This window comes from Lentzea sp. NPDC058436, from assembly GCF_042721515.1.
In the GTDB taxonomy this organism is placed as follows: Bacteria; Actinomycetota; Actinomycetes; order Mycobacteriales; family Pseudonocardiaceae; genus Lentzea.
This window is the reverse complement of sequence record NZ_JBHXLF010000001.1, coordinates 95,833-111,684: the sequence shown is the minus strand read 5'-3', so window position 1 is coordinate 111,684 and position 15,852 is coordinate 95,833. Positions and strand designations below refer to the sequence as shown.

Annotated in this window: 12 protein-coding genes; 6 read left to right on the top strand and 6 right to left on the bottom strand. The window is 69.7% G+C overall.

The window, feature by feature from the left end; all coding sequences use genetic code 11:
* Positions 1-31: 31 nt before the first annotated feature.
* Positions 32-1,039: an NAD-dependent epimerase/dehydratase family protein gene (locus ACFWN2_RS00445; RefSeq protein WP_382423928.1), complete on the bottom strand. Its 1,008-nt coding sequence runs from the start codon at positions 1,037-1,039 to the stop codon at positions 32-34.
* A gap of 54 nt (positions 1,040-1,093) precedes the next feature.
* Positions 1,094-2,227, bottom strand: coding sequence for a zinc-dependent alcohol dehydrogenase (locus ACFWN2_RS00440; RefSeq protein ID WP_382423927.1), 1,134 nt, complete (start codon positions 2,225-2,227; stop codon positions 1,094-1,096).
* A gap of 138 nt (positions 2,228-2,365) precedes the next feature.
* On the opposite strand from ACFWN2_RS00440, the gene ACFWN2_RS00435 reads away from it, so the two are divergent.
* Genes ACFWN2_RS00435 through ACFWN2_RS00425 form a run of 3 tightly spaced genes read left to right on the top strand, consistent with a single transcriptional unit; the run spans position 2,366 to position 6,532 of the window.
* A complete protein-coding gene (locus tag ACFWN2_RS00435; protein WP_382423926.1) occupies positions 2,366-4,621 on the top strand; it encodes a molybdopterin oxidoreductase family protein in 2,256 nt (751 codons plus the stop codon).
* Positions 4,622-4,623: 2 nt separating this feature from the next.
* A complete protein-coding gene (locus tag ACFWN2_RS00430) occupies positions 4,624-5,037 on the top strand; it encodes a hypothetical protein (protein WP_382423925.1) in 414 nt (137 codons plus the stop codon).
* A gap of 1 nt (position 5,038) precedes the next feature.
* Positions 5,039-6,532, top strand: a complete 1,494-nt coding sequence (locus ACFWN2_RS00425) for an MFS transporter (protein WP_382423924.1) — start codon at positions 5,039-5,041, stop codon at positions 6,530-6,532.
* Here the strand turns inward: ACFWN2_RS00425 and ACFWN2_RS00420 are convergent.
* The gene (locus tag ACFWN2_RS00420) at positions 6,515-8,752 is read right to left on the bottom strand and encodes a GH92 family glycosyl hydrolase (protein WP_382423923.1); all 2,238 of its coding nucleotides are present in this window, start codon (positions 8,750-8,752) and stop codon (positions 6,515-6,517) included. The two genes, ACFWN2_RS00425 and ACFWN2_RS00420, sit on opposite strands and share 18 nt — an antisense overlap.
* Positions 8,753-8,774: 22 nt before the next feature.
* The gene (locus ACFWN2_RS00415; protein WP_382423922.1) at positions 8,775-9,383 is read right to left on the bottom strand and encodes a hypothetical protein; all 609 of its coding nucleotides are present in this window, start codon (positions 9,381-9,383) and stop codon (positions 8,775-8,777) included.
* A gap of 118 nt (positions 9,384-9,501) precedes the next feature.
* Here ACFWN2_RS00415 and ACFWN2_RS00410 point away from each other — a divergent pair, with 118 nt between their 5' ends.
* Entirely contained in the window at positions 9,502-10,959 is a 1,458-nt protein-coding gene (locus tag ACFWN2_RS00410) for a PA domain-containing protein (RefSeq protein WP_382423921.1), read from the top strand.
* Here ACFWN2_RS00410 and ACFWN2_RS00405 read toward each other — a convergent pair.
* Together ACFWN2_RS00405 and fusA are read right to left on the bottom strand one after the other, a co-directional pair.
* Positions 10,949-11,692 (bottom strand): endonuclease/exonuclease/phosphatase family protein, encoded by a 744-nt coding sequence (locus ACFWN2_RS00405; RefSeq protein WP_382423920.1) that lies wholly within the window; start codon positions 11,690-11,692, stop codon positions 10,949-10,951. The genes ACFWN2_RS00410 and ACFWN2_RS00405 overlap by 11 nt on opposite strands.
* A gap of 79 nt (positions 11,693-11,771) precedes the next feature.
* Positions 11,772-13,757: an elongation factor G gene (gene fusA, locus ACFWN2_RS00400; RefSeq protein WP_382423919.1), complete on the bottom strand. Its 1,986-nt coding sequence runs from the start codon at positions 13,755-13,757 to the stop codon at positions 11,772-11,774.
* 284 nt (positions 13,758-14,041) lie between these two features.
* Here fusA and ACFWN2_RS00395 point away from each other — a divergent pair, with 284 nt between their 5' ends.
* Both ACFWN2_RS00395 and xylA read left to right on the top strand, forming a co-directional pair.
* Positions 14,042-14,632: an SGNH/GDSL hydrolase family protein gene (locus ACFWN2_RS00395; RefSeq protein ID WP_382423918.1), complete on the top strand. Its 591-nt coding sequence runs from the start codon at positions 14,042-14,044 to the stop codon at positions 14,630-14,632.
* 68 nt (positions 14,633-14,700) lie between these two features.
* The gene (gene xylA / locus ACFWN2_RS00390) at positions 14,701-15,852 is read left to right on the top strand and encodes a xylose isomerase (RefSeq protein ID WP_382425566.1); all 1,152 of its coding nucleotides are present in this window, start codon (positions 14,701-14,703) and stop codon (positions 15,850-15,852) included.

The following is a 15,852-nucleotide window of genomic DNA, read 5'->3' as shown; positions in this document are numbered from 1 at the left end:
ACCCGCGACGGCGTTGCGGGAACCCAGCGGTTCACAACGCCGGACTGGCCGGAACCTCCTTGCCCTCCCCGATTCCCCGGACGAGCGCCCGGAGCGTCTCCTGCGCGTCGAACTCCGGACTCCAGCCGAGTTCCGTTCGCGCGCGGGACGCGTCCAGCAGCGGCGACTTCAGGGCGAGGTCGACCCAACCGGGTGGCGTGGGCTGCAGCCGCAGGCGCCAGGTCACGTTCGCCAGCAGGCGCATCAGTCCGGCGGGGATGAAGATCGGCCGTCCACCGAGCACCTCCGCGAGCACGCGCGGTGTGACGACCGGATCCGCCACCAGGTTGACGGCGCCGTGCGGTCGCTGCCGGAGGATGCGGACCAGCCCGTCCGCCACGTCGTCCGCGTGCACGAACTGCATCACCAGGTCGCGCGGCAGCGGCACGAGCGGAATCCGTTGCCGGAACAGCGCTCTCGGCACCAGCTTGCCGAGGAAGTACTCGCGGATCTCGGAACCCGCGTCGGACTGCAGGATCAGGCCCGGCCGCGGCCGGCTGATGAGCAGGTCGCCCTCGAACTTGTTCAGCATGTGCTCGACGGCGGCCTTGTGCCTGCTGTAGAACGACGTTCTCACGCCGTCGACCGGCCACGACTCGTCCACCGCGCGGTCCTTGACGCCCGGCGAGTACGCGCCGACCGACGACATGTGCACGAGGTGCGGCACCTTTGCGGCGACGGCCGCGCCGAAGACCTGCGCCGACCCCGCCACGTTCGTCCGGTACGTGCTCCGCTCGTCCCGCGCGGGCTGGATGCGCCACGCGAGGTGCACGACGGCGTCAGCGTTCGCGAACGCCTCCGCGAGGACCTCCTCCGCACCCGGCCGCCCGATCTCGACCGGTGTCCACGTGACGCCGCGGTAGGGCGCCGCGTCTCCCGGCTTGCGCCTGGAGACCCCGTGGACCTCGATGTCCTGCTCTTCGGCGAGCCGGCGCAGCAACGCCGTTCCGACGTTCCCGGTCGCGCCGGTGACGACGACCTTCATGTGCGCTCTGGGCACGGTTGTCCTCCAGGTGTCCACCTGGAGGACGGGTACCCGCTTCGGGGTCAGCGCTCACGCGACATCGAGGACCGTCTTCAGCCAGCCGTCCTCGCGCAGGTCGAACGTCTTGTAGGCGTCGATCGCGGCACTGGGTTGTTCGTGCTGCGTGATGAACCTCGTCGGGTCGACCACGCCGGTGAGCACCAGGTCGAGCAGCCGCGGGATGTATCGGCGGTGGTTGCAGTTGCCCATCCTCAGCGTGAGGTTCTTGTTCATCGCGGCGCCGATCGGGAACTGCTCGAACCCCGGCGGGTACACGCCGATGATCCCGATCGTGCCGGCCTTCGCGACCAGTTCGACGGCCCAGTCGAGCGCCTGCGCCGGGGAGTCGCCGGGCTTCCACTGCTCGCCCTCGCGCTCGCCGGGGCTCTCCGCGTCGACACCGACCGCCTCGATCACGCGGTCCGGTCCGATGCCGCCGGTCAGGTCCTTCACGACCTCGACGGGGTCCTCGGAGTTGAAGTCGACGGTCTCGGCGTTCTGCTCGCGGGCCTTGTCCAGCCTGGACGCGATGCCGTCGACCACGATCACGCGACCGGCGCCCTGCCGCTTCGCCGAGGCGATCGCGAACTGGCCGACCACGCCCGCGCCCAGCACCAGCACGGTGTCGCCGGAACCGACCTCGGCCAGGCGGGACCCGAACCACGAGGTCGGGAAGATGTCGGAGAGCAGGATCGCCTGGTCGTCGCTCACCCCGTCCGGGATGCGCACCATCGACGTCGCCGCGTACGGGACGCGGGCGTACTCGGCCTGCAGGCCGTTGATCGGCCCGGTCGCCTTCGGGCCGCCGAAGAAACTGGTCCCCGCCGACGGCCCGTTCGGGTTCGCGGTGTCGCACTGCGCGTAGTAGCCGGCCCGGCAGTAGGAACAGGTGCCGCACCCGATCGTGGACGGGATGACCACGCGGTCACCGGGCGAGAACCCGCGCACGGCGGAGCCCACCTCTTCGACGACGCCGACCGCCTCGTGCCCGAGCACGGTGCCCTCGACCATGTCCGGCATCGTGCCGCGGACCATGTGCAGGTCGGTGCCGCAGATGGCGCTGCGGGTGATCCGCACGACCGCGTCCGTCGGCTCCTGGAGCTTGGGGTCCTCGACGTCGTCGAGCCTGATGTCACCTACGCCGTGCCACACGACAGCCTTCATTGCTTCGCCTCCCGATGTACGTGTCGCAGGTCTTCCCGTGATCGGAGGCGGCAAACACCAGGTCACCCGGACAATTCGGTCCTTTCGGAACAAATGTTTTTTCGGTTTCGGGCAGGTGGGGCCGGGTATGGCTCGAAGATGGATCGCATCGCCGACGTATGGGGCGCACGCACTCCGCACGGTCGTGGGACGAGCTGGCCGGTACGGGTCGACCAGCTGCTCGCGGACGGCGTCGGCGAGTCCGATGTGGACCGCTGGGTGCAGTCGGCGTGCGTGTTGTGCAGCAACGGGTGCGGCTGCGACATCGCGGTCAAGGACGGCAGGATCGTCGGTGTGCGCGGGCGTGCGGAGGACGTCGTCAACCGCGGCAGGCTCGGCCCCAAAGGCCTTCACGGCTCCTGGCAGGCGCACGGCAAGGACCGTCTGACCACACCGTTGATCCGGCGAGACGGCAAGCTGGTCGAGACCGGCTGGGACACCGCGATGGGCGAGATCGTCCAGCGCTCCCAACGACTTCTCGCCGAGTCCGGACCGCTGTCGCACGGCTTCTACACGAGCGGGCAGCTGTTCCTGGAGGAGTACTACACGCTCGGCGTGATCGGCAAGGCCGGTCTGGGCACGCCGCACATGGACGGCAACACCCGGTTGTGCACCGCGACCGCCGCGGCGGCGTTGAAGGAGTCGTTCGGCGCGGACGGCCAGCCCGCCTGCCACGCGGACATCGACCTGTGCGACGCCCTGTTCCTGTTCGGGCACAACATGGCCGCCACGCAGACCGTGATGTGGTCGCGCGTGCTCGACCGGATCGAGGGACCGGACAGGCCCCGGCTGGTCGTCGTCGACCCCCGGACGACGCCGACCGCCGAGGCCGCCGACGTGCACCTGGCGCCGTTGCCCGGCACGAACCAGGCGCTGCTGAACGGCCTCCTGCGCGAACTGATCGAGCACGACTGGATCGACGCCGGGTACATCTGCGCCCACACGCTCGGCTTCAACGAGCTCAAAGCTACCGTCGAGCCGTACACGCCCGAGCGCGTCGCGGAGATCTGCCGCATCTCCCCCGCCGACCTCCGGCGGGCCGCCGAGATCTTCGGGACGTCGCAACGGGTGCTCTCGACCGTGTTGCAGGGCTTCTACCAGTCACACCAGGCGACGGCGGCGTCGTGCCAGGTGAACAACCTGCACCTGCTGCGCGGTCAGATCGGCGGGCCCGGCAGCGGTGTGCTGCAGATGAACGGCCAGCCCACCGCGCAGAACACGCGCGAGAGCGGGGCGAACGGCGACCTGCCCGGCTTCCGCAACTGGGACAACCCGGCGCACGTCGAGGAACTGGCGAAGCTCTGGAACGTCGACCCGCTGGTGATCCCGCACTGGGCGCCGCCGACGCACGCGATGCAGATCTGGCGGTACGCCGAGCAGGGCTCGATCAGGTTCCTGTGGATCTCCGCGACGAACCCGGCCGTCTCACTGCCCGACCTCGCGCGCATCCGGGACGTCCTGCGCCAGGAGAACCTGTTCGTGATCGTGCAGGACGCGTTCCGCACCGAGACCACCGAACTCGCGGACGTGGTGCTGCCCGCCGCGATGTGGGGCGAGAAGCAAGGCACGTTCACGAACCTCTCGCGTGTCGTGCACCTCTCCGAGCAGGCCGTCGAACCGCCGGGCGAGGCCCGCAGCGACCTCGACATCTTCCTGGACTACGCCTCCCGCATGGGTTTCCGCGACCGCGACGGCGATCCCCTGATCAAGTGGAAGGACGCGGAAGGCGCGTTCGACGCGTGGCGCGAGTGCAGCCGCGGCCGACCTTGCGACTACAGCGATCTCTCCTACGACAAGTTGCGCGGCGGCAGCGGAATCCCTTGGGGCGGCGAGCGCCTGTACGGCGACGGCGTCTTTCCCACCGAAGCCGACCACTGCGAGGACTACGGCCACGACCTGCTCACCGGAGCGTCGACCACGCCGACCGACTACCAGGCCCGCCGACCGGACGGGCGGGCGTTCCTCAAGGCGGCCGAACACACTCCGCCACCGGAGCAGCCGGACGACGAGCACCCGTTCCTCTGCACGACCGGGCGCTCGGTCTACCACTTCCACACCCGCACCAAGACCAAGCGGGCCCCGGAGTTGCAGAAGGCGGCTCCGGACCCGTGGGTAGAGATGTCGGCTTCCGACGCCGAAAACCTGGGGCTGGACGAAGGAGACGTGGTCAGGGTCGAGTCCGAACGCGGTGGCGTCGAGGTGCCTGTCCGCATTGGACGGTGCCGCGACGGCGTGGTGTTCCTGCCGTTCCACTACGGCTTCCAGGCCGCCAACGAGGTCACGCTCACCGAGTGGGACCCGGTGTCCAAGCAGCCGATGTTCAAGATCAGCGCCGTGCGGATCAGGAAGGTGTGACCGTGCTCCTCGCCAACCACCTCGGTGTGCTGCACTCGACGTTGGGGACGCTGGCCGAGACGTTCCGGGAGGTCGCCGCACGCCACGGCGACGAGCCCGACGTCCGGCACATCTGCGCACTGCTCGCCCAGCGCATCGACCGGCAGGCCGAGCAGCTCAAGCCCGTCGTCGACCGCTACGGCGAGAGCGGCGACCCCGAGCCGAGCCTGCTGCGCGACCTCCAGGACCTCTACGCGCTCGCGTCGTTCACCGACGTCACCTGGACCGTCGTCGGCCAGGCCGCACAAGGGTTGCGCGACAAGGAACTGATGGACGTCGTGAGCGCCTGTGAGCAGGACACCGCACGCCAGCTGGCCTGGCTGAAAACCCGGATCAAGCAGAGCGCGCCGCAGGCGCTCATCGTGGCAGGGAGCTGACATGGCAGACGCCGGTGTGCGCACGCTGATCCCCGCGAGGATCGACAGGCTCCCCTGGTCGCCGTTCCACACGCGCATGGTCGTCGCACTGGGCGTGGCGTGGATCCTGGACGGCCTGGAGATCACGGTCGCCAGCGCGATCGCCGACACCCTGACCAAACCGGAGACGCTCGGCCTCTCCTCCACCGCGGTCGGCCTGCTCGCCACCGTCTACCTGCTCGGCGAGGTCGTCGGCGCGCTGTTCTTCGGCCACCTTTCCGACAAACTGGGCCGCCGCAACCTGTTCATGATCACGCTCGCTGTCTACCTGGTCGGCTCGGGGCTCACCGCGTTCACGCTCGGCAACGGCGCCGGGTGGCTGGTCTTCCTGTACCTCACCAGGTTCATCGCCGGCATGGGCATCGGCGGTGAGTACGCGGCGATCAACTCCGCGATCGACGAGCTCATCCCCGCCCGTTACCGGGGCCGCGTCGACATCGCCGTCAACGGCACGTACTGGGCGGGCGCGGTGCTCGGCACGCTCAGCTCGTACATCCTGCTCAACCACGTGGAGCTGTCGCTGGGCTGGCGGCTCGGGTTCCTCGTCGGACCGGTGCTGGGCCTGGTGATCCTGGTGGTGCGCAGGCACCTGCCGGAGAGCCCGCGCTGGCAGATCATGCACGGCCGCACCGACGCCGCCGAGAAGACCATCAAGGGCATCGAGGAGGAGGTCGAGAAGGAGTCCGGCAAGGCGTTGCCCGCGGTGGACGAGAAGAAGGCGATCGAGGTCAAGCCGGCCGAGGAGATCGGATACCTCGCGCTGGCCCGCGTGCTGTTCAAGGAGTACCCGAGCCGCGCGGTGCTGGGCGCGACCCTGATGATCACCCAGTCGTTCCTCTACAACGCCATCTTCTTCACGTACACGCTGGTGCTGGGCAAGTTCTACGGCGTCCCGTCCGAGGTGACACCGCTGTACCTGATCGCGTTCGCGGTCGGCAACCTCGTCGGGCCGTTCACCATCGGGCACCTCTTCGACACCATCGGCCGCCGCCGGATGCTGTTCCTGACGTACTCGATCTCCGGTGCGCTTCTGGCGGTCACGTCCGTGCTGTTCTACGCCGGGGTGCTGAACGCGCTCACGCAGACCATCGCGTGGTGCGTCATCTTCTTCTTCGCCTCGGCCGGTGCCAGCGCCGCGTACCTGACGGTCAGCGAGATCTTCCCGCTGGAGGTACGGGCGAAGGCGATCGGCGTCTTCTTCGCCATCGCCCAGTGCTTCGGCGCGCTCGGACCGGTGATCTACGGCGCGTTGATCGGCACCGGCGACCAGCCCGTGCGGCTGTTCATCGGGTACCTGGTCGGCGCGGTGATCATGATCGCGGGCGGGCTGGTCGCGCGGTTCCTCGCGGTGGACGCGGAGAACAAGTCGCTGGAGGACGTCGCGATGCCGTTGTCGGCGACCGCGCGACGCAGCCACACCCGTGCCGAGGGCGCCGGGTCACCCTTCAAGACGTGAGACCAGCACCCCTCCGCGCTTGACGAACGACTCCGGCAGCCACGGCTGCTCGACCTTGCGGCCGTTCCACCGCGTCTCCTTGACGTAGACGCCCGGCGTGCCGGTGGCGAGGACCGTGATGTTCTTCGCGGTGATCCTGGCCTTCGGGAACATCGGGCTGGAGAGGTGCAGTTCGGCGCTGCTCGGCGTGCGCGGGTAGAGGCCCAGCGCGGCGAAGACGTACCAGGCGGACATCGTGCCGAGGTCGTCGTTGCCGGGCAGGCCGGAGGGGCCCGTCTTGTAGACGAGGCGGGCCATGGCGCGCACGGTCTCCTGGGTCTTGCGCGGATGGCCCAGCTCGTTGTAGATCCACGGCGTGTGGATGCCGGGCTCGTTCGTCGGGTCGTACCGCAGCGCGTCACCGCCGGTCGCCCACGAGCCGTCCGCGCGCTTGAAGAACCCGTCGAGCCTGGTGACGGCTGTGTCCTTGCCGCCCATGACTTCCGCGAGACCCTGGACGTCGTGCGGCACCATCCACGTGTAGGTGGCGCTGCTGCCCTGCGCGAAGCCCTGGTCGGAGGCCGGGTTGAACGGGGTCACCCACGTGCCGTCGGCCTTGCGGGCCTGCTGGTAGCCGGTGGCCGGGTTGAACGTGTTGCGCCACCAGCCCGCGCGTTCCTCCATCTCGGCGCTGGGACGGCCGAGCCTGCGGCCCAAGTCCGCGAGGGCCTGGTCCGCGACGGAGTCTTCCAGAGTCTCGGCGGCACCGCCCCAGCAGTGGCACGTGTCGTGCGGGGCGTAGCCGAGGCGCATGTACTCGGCGAGGTTCGGGCGCTGGCCCTCGCACTGGCCGGGGCAGCCCTTGTCGGACAGGCCGTCCGGGTGCGGGACGGTGGCCTGGCGCAGCAACGAGTCGTAGGCGGCGTTGACATCGAAGTCCTCGGCGCCCATGGCGTACATGCCCGCGACGGCCGGAGCGGACGGGTCGCCGGTCATGACGTGCGTCGGGCCGGTGATGTGGACCCAGCGGTCCCAGACGCCGCCGTTCTTCCGCGAGATCTCCAGCAACGACTGGGCGTAGTCGCTCGCCACGTCCGGCGCGAGCAGCGCCAGGAGCTGGGTGTGGGCGCGGTACTGGTCCCAGCCGGAGAAGTTGCCGTACCGCACGTCCTGGCCGACGTCGGTGGTCACGTTGGGCTGCAGGAATGCGTGGTAGAGCGCGGTGTAGAAGATCGTGCGCTCGTCCGCCGTGCCGCCGTCGATCTCGACCGCCCTGAGCTGCTTCGCCCAGGCCTTCTTCGCATCCTCGGCCACGTCGGCGACGGTCGCGCGCTTCGGGATCTCGGCGGCCAGGTTGCGCTTGGCCGCGTCGAGGCTGGTGTAGGAGATGCCGACGCGCATGCGCACCGAGCTGTCCGCAAAGGACACGTACCCGCCGGACCCCTTGCCCGCGCGGGCGCTTCCGGTCAGGTAGCCCTCGCCACCGCTCGCGGTCGTGCTGCCGGGCTTCAGCTCGCTGTTGACCCACGTGCCGTAGTTCGCGATCGGACGGTCGAACGAGGCCGTGAAGTGCAGGCGGTAGTAGGTCTTCTGGTTGTTCGTGCCACCGTTCGCGCGCCGTCCGCAGAACGCGCCGGTCAGCACCGAGCCCGACACGCTGTTGGTCGCCGGGTCGATGGTGATGTCGGCGTCCTCGCTGCCGTTGAGCGAGTTCGAGGTGCGGAACAGCAGTGACCCGTTGACGGGGAACGTGAACTCGCCGATGCCGGCGCGCGTCGTCACCGAGAGATCGGCCGTGGCGCCGGACTTCAGGCCCACCTTGTACCGACCGGCCTCGGCCTTCTCGTCGGCGTGCGAGAAGTCGCTCGCGAAGATCTGGTCCTTCGTGTCCGCGGTCGGAGACGAGGTGATCTCGCCGACGTGCGGCATGATCGGGATGTCCCCCGCCGCACCGGGGTGGCAGCCCGCGCCGTTGACGTGCGTGAGGCTGAAGCCCCGCACCCGCGTGGCGTCGTAGGCGTACCCGTTGGCGGCGCCCGTGTTCGTCTGGTCGCCGCGGGTCGACGTGGGGCTCCACGAGATCATCCCGAACGGCCGGACCGCGCCGGGATAGGTGTTGCCGCCGCCCGCCGAACCGATCAGCGGGTCGACGTACCGGGTGTCGTCTCTCACCGCCGCGCTCGCGGGAGTCGCCAGCGTGGCGGTGAGGACAGTGACCAGGAAGACCGGGAGCGCTCTCACGTCCCGGGACACTAACCGGTGTTCAGTAAACGCAGGGTGGCCGGTAACCGTCGACTTTCAGGCCCTGGAACTCCAGGTCGTTCTTCGTGTTGCCGACGAACACCAGGCCACGGGCGTCGTCGAGCGCGTCGGCGAGCGGGTAGGACGGCTTGCCGAGTGCGGGAAGATATGTCCAGTTCTTTGTCTTGAAGCTGAAGAACCGCTTCACGAGCTTGCCGCCGGTGGACGGGATCTTCGTGACCCACTTGTCGCCACCGCTCCAGAACTCCGCCGGTCGCAACTGGACGTAGAGGTCGTTCGTGGCGCGGTAGGTCAGCCAGAAACCGGCCGAGTCGGACAGGTCGGTCTGTGCCTCGAACTTGTTGCCCAGCCACACGACCATGACGGCCCAGTCGTCGGCCAGGAACTTGATCTTCGCGGTGTGGTCGTGCCGTCCCTCGGGCACGAGGATGCTGCCGGTCGCGGGCTCCGTGGCACCTTCACCACTGGCGATCCACTGCTGGTACCGGTCGATGGACGGGGTGGCGCACTCGCGGCCGGGCGAGGCGTTCGCGACCGCTGTCGAGCCGAGCGTGAACAGCAGCGCGTACGCGATCACCGCGACGCGGCCGTACGTCGATTTCAGGCGCATCCAGCGGACCGTAGCGGAAATTGGTATAAACCATTTCCGTTGACCGTTGACAACGGTCTCAACTGGCTACCTGGACAGCGGATTGTGAGTCGGTCGCGCGAGGGCCACAGTGAGCGCCGTGCAGCCCGCCAGATGCATCGCATTCATAGGTGTCGTAACGGTTTTCGCCCTCCAGCTGACGACTCCGGCGCTCGCGTCGGACGACTGCTCCCCCACCGTCGACGAGCGGTCGTTCGCCTCCGCCCGCGAGCTCCGCTCCCTCAACGCCACCGTCGCCGGGTTCGGCGTGCGCGCCACCGGCAGCCCGGCCCACAACGGCCTGATCTCGTGGCTCGAACGTCGCGCGGACAGGCTGCCGGGGGTGTCCGTGCGGTCCGAGCGCTTCGAGATCCAGCGCTGGCAGCCGGGCCCCGGCTTCCTGCTCTCGAACGGGCTCGTGCCGGTCGCGGGCGCGATCCCCTACTCCGATCCCGGCGTGCGGTCCGGCGAACTGGTCCACCTGCCCGCCGGCACGCCGATCACCTCCGAGAACGCCCGCGGCAAGGTCGTCCTGCGCGACTTCCCCGCCCTCGACCGCGGCTACCTCGCCGAACCGCTGCTCAACGCGGACATGGTCGACGCCGGCAGAGCGGGCGCCGCCGGGGTCGTCGTCGCCTTCCCGTTCCCGCACGAGCAGGTCAAGGGCTACTGGGACCCCCACCTCGGCACCCACTACCGCGTGCCGGGCGTGTTCGTCGGCTCCGACGCGGCTTCGAGGCTGGTTCCAGGCACGCACACGACGATCGGCGTGGTGGCCGGACGCGCACCGGCCACCACCCGTTCGCTGATCGCCACGCTGCCCGGTCTGAGCAGCGAGCGGATCGTCCTCGACACCAACACCGACGGCGTGGGCTGGGTCCAGGAGAACGGCACGGTCGCGCTGCTGGCGCTGGCCGAGCACTTCGCGAGCCTGCCGTTGCGCTGCCGCCCGCGCACGATCGAGTTCGTCTTCGCGACCGGGCACCTGCACCGCCCAGCGGAGGGCAGCGAGTTCCGCGCCCGCGCGCTCGACGCCGAGTACGACTCGGGTTCCGTGGCGTTCGCGTTCGTCCTCGAACATCTCGGCACGCGGGAGTTCCTGCCGGTGTCGGGTTCGCTGCAGCCGACCGGTCAGGCCGAGTTCTCCGGCTGGTTCGCGGGCAGTCCGGCGCTCTCCCAGGCGGCGGCTGCCGCACTGGCCGGGCGTGCGGTGGACCGCACGTTCGTCCTGCCCGGCAGCGACCTGCCGGTGCCGGGACGCGTGCCGCCGCAGTGCTCGTTCGGCGGCATCGGCACGCACTTCCACTCGCACCTGATACCGACGATGGCGATGATCTCCGGGCCGTGGACGCTCTGGGCGCCCTCGTTCGGCGAGCAGGCCGTCGACCACGAACGCATGCGGCGCCAGGTCCTGGCCGCGGGCGACGCGATCACGGCCCTGGCCCCGCTGCCACGGGACCAGATCGCCGGTCCGTACCTCGACCAGCGGCAGGCACGCGCGGCCGGCGCGCCGACCTGCTCGCACGAACTGCCGCCGGAGTGGGCGCCTAGAAACTGATCAGTGCCTGGATCGGGAGGTGGTCGGTCGGGAACTGGCCGTCGCGCTGGAACGTGTTGATCGCGGCGGTCTCGACGGTGGCCCCGCGCGTCAGGATCCAGTCGATGCGCGGCCCGTCGGGGACCAGCGGGCCGAAGCCGTGGAACGTCCCGTACGCGGGGGTGGTCTGCTTGCCCGCGAGCCACGTGTCGGCGAGGTCCTCGGTGAGCACGGCGTAGGCCGGCGAGCCGGGGACGTCGTTGAAGTCACCGGTGACGACGACCGGGAGCTGCTGGGCCCGGAGGCGGTCGTGGATGACCTGGGCGCTGCACAGGCGCGCGTTCGCGGACTCGTGGTCGAAGTGCGTGTTGACGGCGACGAACTGCTCGCCCGTCAGGCGATCGGCGAACCGGACCCAGGTGACCATGCGGATCACGTTGTTGCCCCACGACCTGGAGGCCACGACCTTCGGCGTGTCCGAGAGCCACTCGTGGTCGAACTCCAGCGGCTGCAGCCGGTTCGTGTCGAAGAAGATCGCCATGAACTCGTCGTGGCTGCCACCGTGCCGGCCCAGGCCGATCCAGTCGTAGTGGTCGGGCAGGTCGTGCGCCACGTCGCTGATCTGTCCGTAGAGGCCTTCCTGCGTGCCGATCAACGCCGGCAGCTCCTGCCGGAGGAACTGAGCCATCACGGGACGCCTGGTGGGCCAGGAGTTCGGCTCGACGGTCGAGGCGAACCTCAGGTTCAGGGACATGACGTTCAAGGTCGACACCTGACCCAGCATCGCACAGGCGCGATGGGGCCGCCCTCGGGGAGAGCGGCCCCATCTCATGTCATGCAGGCGCGTAACCGGTCGGCGTGCTCGTGAACGAGCCGCGGCCCTGCGTCCGGCTCCGCAACCTCGTCACGTAGCCGAACATCTCCGCCACCGGCACGCTCGCCGTGACCACCGTCGTGCCGAGCCTGGCCTCCGAACCGAGGATCCGGCCCCGGCGCGTCGCCAGATCACCGAGCACACCACCGAGGTACTCCTCCGGCACGGTCACCGACACCTCGGCGATCGGTTCGAGCAGCGTCATGGCGCCGGCCCTCAGCGCCTCGCGCAGCCCGAGCCGTCCCGCCGTGCGGAACGCCATCTCCGAGGAGTCCTTGACGTGCGTGGACCCGTCGGTGAGCGTGACCCGCACACCGGTCACCGGGTGGCCGAGAGGTCCCTCGGCCAGCGCGTCCCGGCAGCCCTGTTCGACCGCGCGGACGAACTCCTGCGGCACGCGCCCGCCGGTGACGGCCGAGCGGAACTCGAAACCGGTCTCCAGCGGCTCGGTGCTGATCACGATGTGAGCGAACTGCCCTTGCCCTCCGTCCTGCTTCACGTGCCGGTAGACGAATCCCGTGACGCCGGAGGCCACCGTCTCGCGGTACGAGACGCGCGGCCGTCCCATGGTGATCTCGACGCGGTGCAGCGTGCGCGCCTTCTCCACCGAGACCTCCAGGTGCAGCTCTCCCTGGCCGGACAACACGGTCTGCCCGGTCTCCTGGTCCGTCCCGAACCGCAGGGACGGGTCCTCGTCGACCAGGTGCGCCAGCGCCTCGACCAGCCGGGCGTTGTCCGCGCTGGTCCACGTCTCCACGGCCACGGACACGACCGGTTCGGCCGACACGGCGGGTTCGAGCAGCAGCGGGGCGTCCGGCGCGCACAGCGTCGTCCCGGTGCGGGCCGACTTCAGCCCGACCAGCGCGACGATGTCACCGGCGACGGCCTGGTCGACCGGGGTGTGCCGGTCGGCCTGGACGCGCAGGATCCGCCCGATGCGTTCCGTACGGCCCGCCACGAGCACCGAGTCTCCCTTGTGGAGGGTGCCCGAGTAGACGCGGACGTACGCGAGCCGTCCGGTGGCGGTGGCGTTCACCTTGAACACCAGCGCCGAGAACGGCGCGTCCGGATCCGGCTGCCGTTCCTGGCCGTCGACGCCGCGCACCGCCGGAACGTCCACAGGGGACGGCAGGTACGCGATCACCGCGTCCAGCAACGGTTCCACGCCTCGGTTGCGGTACGCCGAGCCGCACAGCACGACGGTCGCCAGACCACTCCGGGTCAGTTCCCTCAGCGCTCGCACGAGCGTTTCCTCGGACAGACCTCCCGCGAAGAACTCCTCCAACGCCTCGGGGTGCAGTTCCGCCACCGCCTCCTCCAGGAGCCGGCGCCGTCGTTGTGCCTCTGCCAGCAGTGTTTCCGGCACGGGCCCTTCGGTCATGCCGTCGTCCCACACGAGCGCCCGCAGGCGCACCAGGTCGACGACACCGACGAACCCGTCCTCCACACCGATCGGCAGCTGCGCGACGAGCGGCACGGTGTGCAGCCGCGTGCGGATCGACTCCACGACGTGGTCGAGGTCCGCGCCCGCCCGGTCGAGCTTGTTGACGAACGCGATCCGCGGCACGCCGTGCCGATCCGCCTGCCGCCACACCGACTCGCTCTGCGGCTCCACCCCGGCGACGCCGTCGAACACCGCGACGGCCCCGTCCAGCACGCGCAGGGACCGTTCGACCTCGTCGGCGAAGTCGACGTGCCCCGGCGTGTCGATGAGGTTGATGCGATGCCCGTCCCACGTGCAGCTCACGGCAGCGGCGAAGATCGTGATGCCGCGGTCGCGTTCCTGCGGGTCGAAGTCGGTGACGGTGTTGCCGTCGTGGACCTCGCCGCGCTTGTGGGTGCTGCCCGTCGCGAACAGGACGCGTTCGGTGAGCGTGGTCTTGCCGGCGTCGACGTGGGCGAGGATGCCGAGGTTGCGGACAGCGTTCAACGTGATCGTGCGCATGGCTCTTTTGCCTTTGTTCTCAAGGACTTACGGGGTCAGCGCGATGACCCGGCGAACACCCTCAGGGGTTCGTCAGACACTCCGGCGCCCGGCGCGCAGCAGGCGACCGGGGTGCGGGGACACGAGGATCACGTCGAAACGGGACGGGAGGACGACAACGGCGGTACGCACGGCCGGTCCCCTCTCGTCTCGGTGATGATGATCGTGGAGTGTAGACACCCGAGCGGTGCCTCACAACGCCTTTTGACGCGGAACACGTCCACGATGCTCAACGTTCACCAGGTATGCGCTTGTGTTTGCTCGGCGACTCGATCGCCGCCGGAGTCGGCAGCACGCGCCGGGAGGACACGCTCGGCCCGTTGCTCGCCGACGCTCTCAGGAAGGCGGGCCATCAGGTCGACCTCGACGTGCGCGCCGTCCCCGGCGCACGGTCCGCGGACCTGCGCGCCCAGGTGCGGGCGGCGGGCCGCATCGACATCGCGGTGATCGTGATCGGCGCGAACGACCTGACCAGGTTCGTCCCGCCGCAGGTCGGCGCCCAGCAGCTGCACGACGCCGTCGCGGACCTCAGGGCGGCCGGCGCCGAGGTCGTCGTCAGCACCGCGCCCGACCTCAGCGTCGTGGCCCACGTACCTCCCGCACTGCGCGACGTCGTCTCGGCCGCCAGCCGCCAGTACGCCGTGACGCAGCAGCAGGCCGTGATTCGCGCGGGAGGCGTGGTCGCTCACGTCGAACAGGCCGTCACGTCCCGGTTCGCCGCCGACCCGTCCCTGTTCGCGTCCGACCGCTTCCACCCGTCGGGCGCCGGCTACCGCGAGATCGCCGCAGCCCTCGCCCCCGCCGTCGAGGCCGTGGCGGACCGCCGCCGGGTCTGACCGATTGCGATCAAGGCCGTGGCGTCGTACTGTCCACACTAAGTTCAAGCATTGAACGAATGAGGTGGATGATGAGCGCGCCCACTCCGGCGGACAAGTTCTCCTTCGGTCTGTGGACCGTGGGCTGGCAGGGTCGTGACCCCTTCGGCGAGGCCACGCGGCCCGAGCTCGACGTGGTCGAGGCGGTGCACCGGCTCGCCGAGCTCGGCGCGTACGGGCTGACGTTCCACGACGACGACCTGTTCGGCTTCGAGGCCACGAACCGCGAGCAGCAGATCGACCGCCTCCAGGGCGCGTTGAAGGACACCGGGCTCGTCATCCCGATGGTGACGACGAACCTGTTCAGCCACCCCGTGTTCAAGGACGGCGGCTTCACCAGCAACGACCGCGGCGTGCGGCGGTTCGCGCTGAGGAAGGTGCTGCGCAACGTCGAGCTGGCGGCCGAGCTCGGCGCGCAGACGTTCGTGCTGTGGGGCGGGCGCGAGGGTTCCGAGTACGACACCGCGAAGGACGTGCGGGCGGCGCTCGACCGGTACCGCGAGGCGATGAACCTGCTCACGCAGTTCGTCACGGACCGCGGTTACGACATCCGGTTCGCGATCGAGCCCAAGCCGAACGAGCCGCGCGGCGACATCCTGCTGCCCACGGTCGGCCACGCGATCGCGTTCATCTCCGAGCTGGACCGCCCCGAGCTCGTCGGCGTCAACCCCGAGGTCGGGCACGAGCAGATGGCCGGCCTGAACTTCGTGCACGGCATCGCGCAGGCGCTGTGGCACGGCAAGCTCTTCCACATCGACCTCAACGGTCAGCGCAGCATCAAGTACGACCAGGACCTGGTGTTCGGGCACGGCGACCTGATGAACGCGTTCGCGCTGGTCGACCTGCTGGAGACGGCCGGGTACGAGGGTCCGCGGCACTTCGACTACAAGCCGTCGCGCACCGAGGACTTCACGGGCGTCTGGGACTCGGCCAAGGCGAACATGGCCACCTACCTGCTGCTGCGCGACCGGGCCGCGGCCTTCCGCGCCGACCCCGAGGTGCAGGAGGCGCTCGCGACCGCGGGCGTCGCGGAGCTGTCGCTGCCCACGCTCGACGCCGGGGAGTCCTACGATGACCTGATCAAGGACACCGACTTCGACCCCGAGCGGGCGGGCGAACGGGGCTACGGCTTCGTGCGGCTCAACCAGCTCGCCATCGAGCACCTCACGGGAGCACGCTGA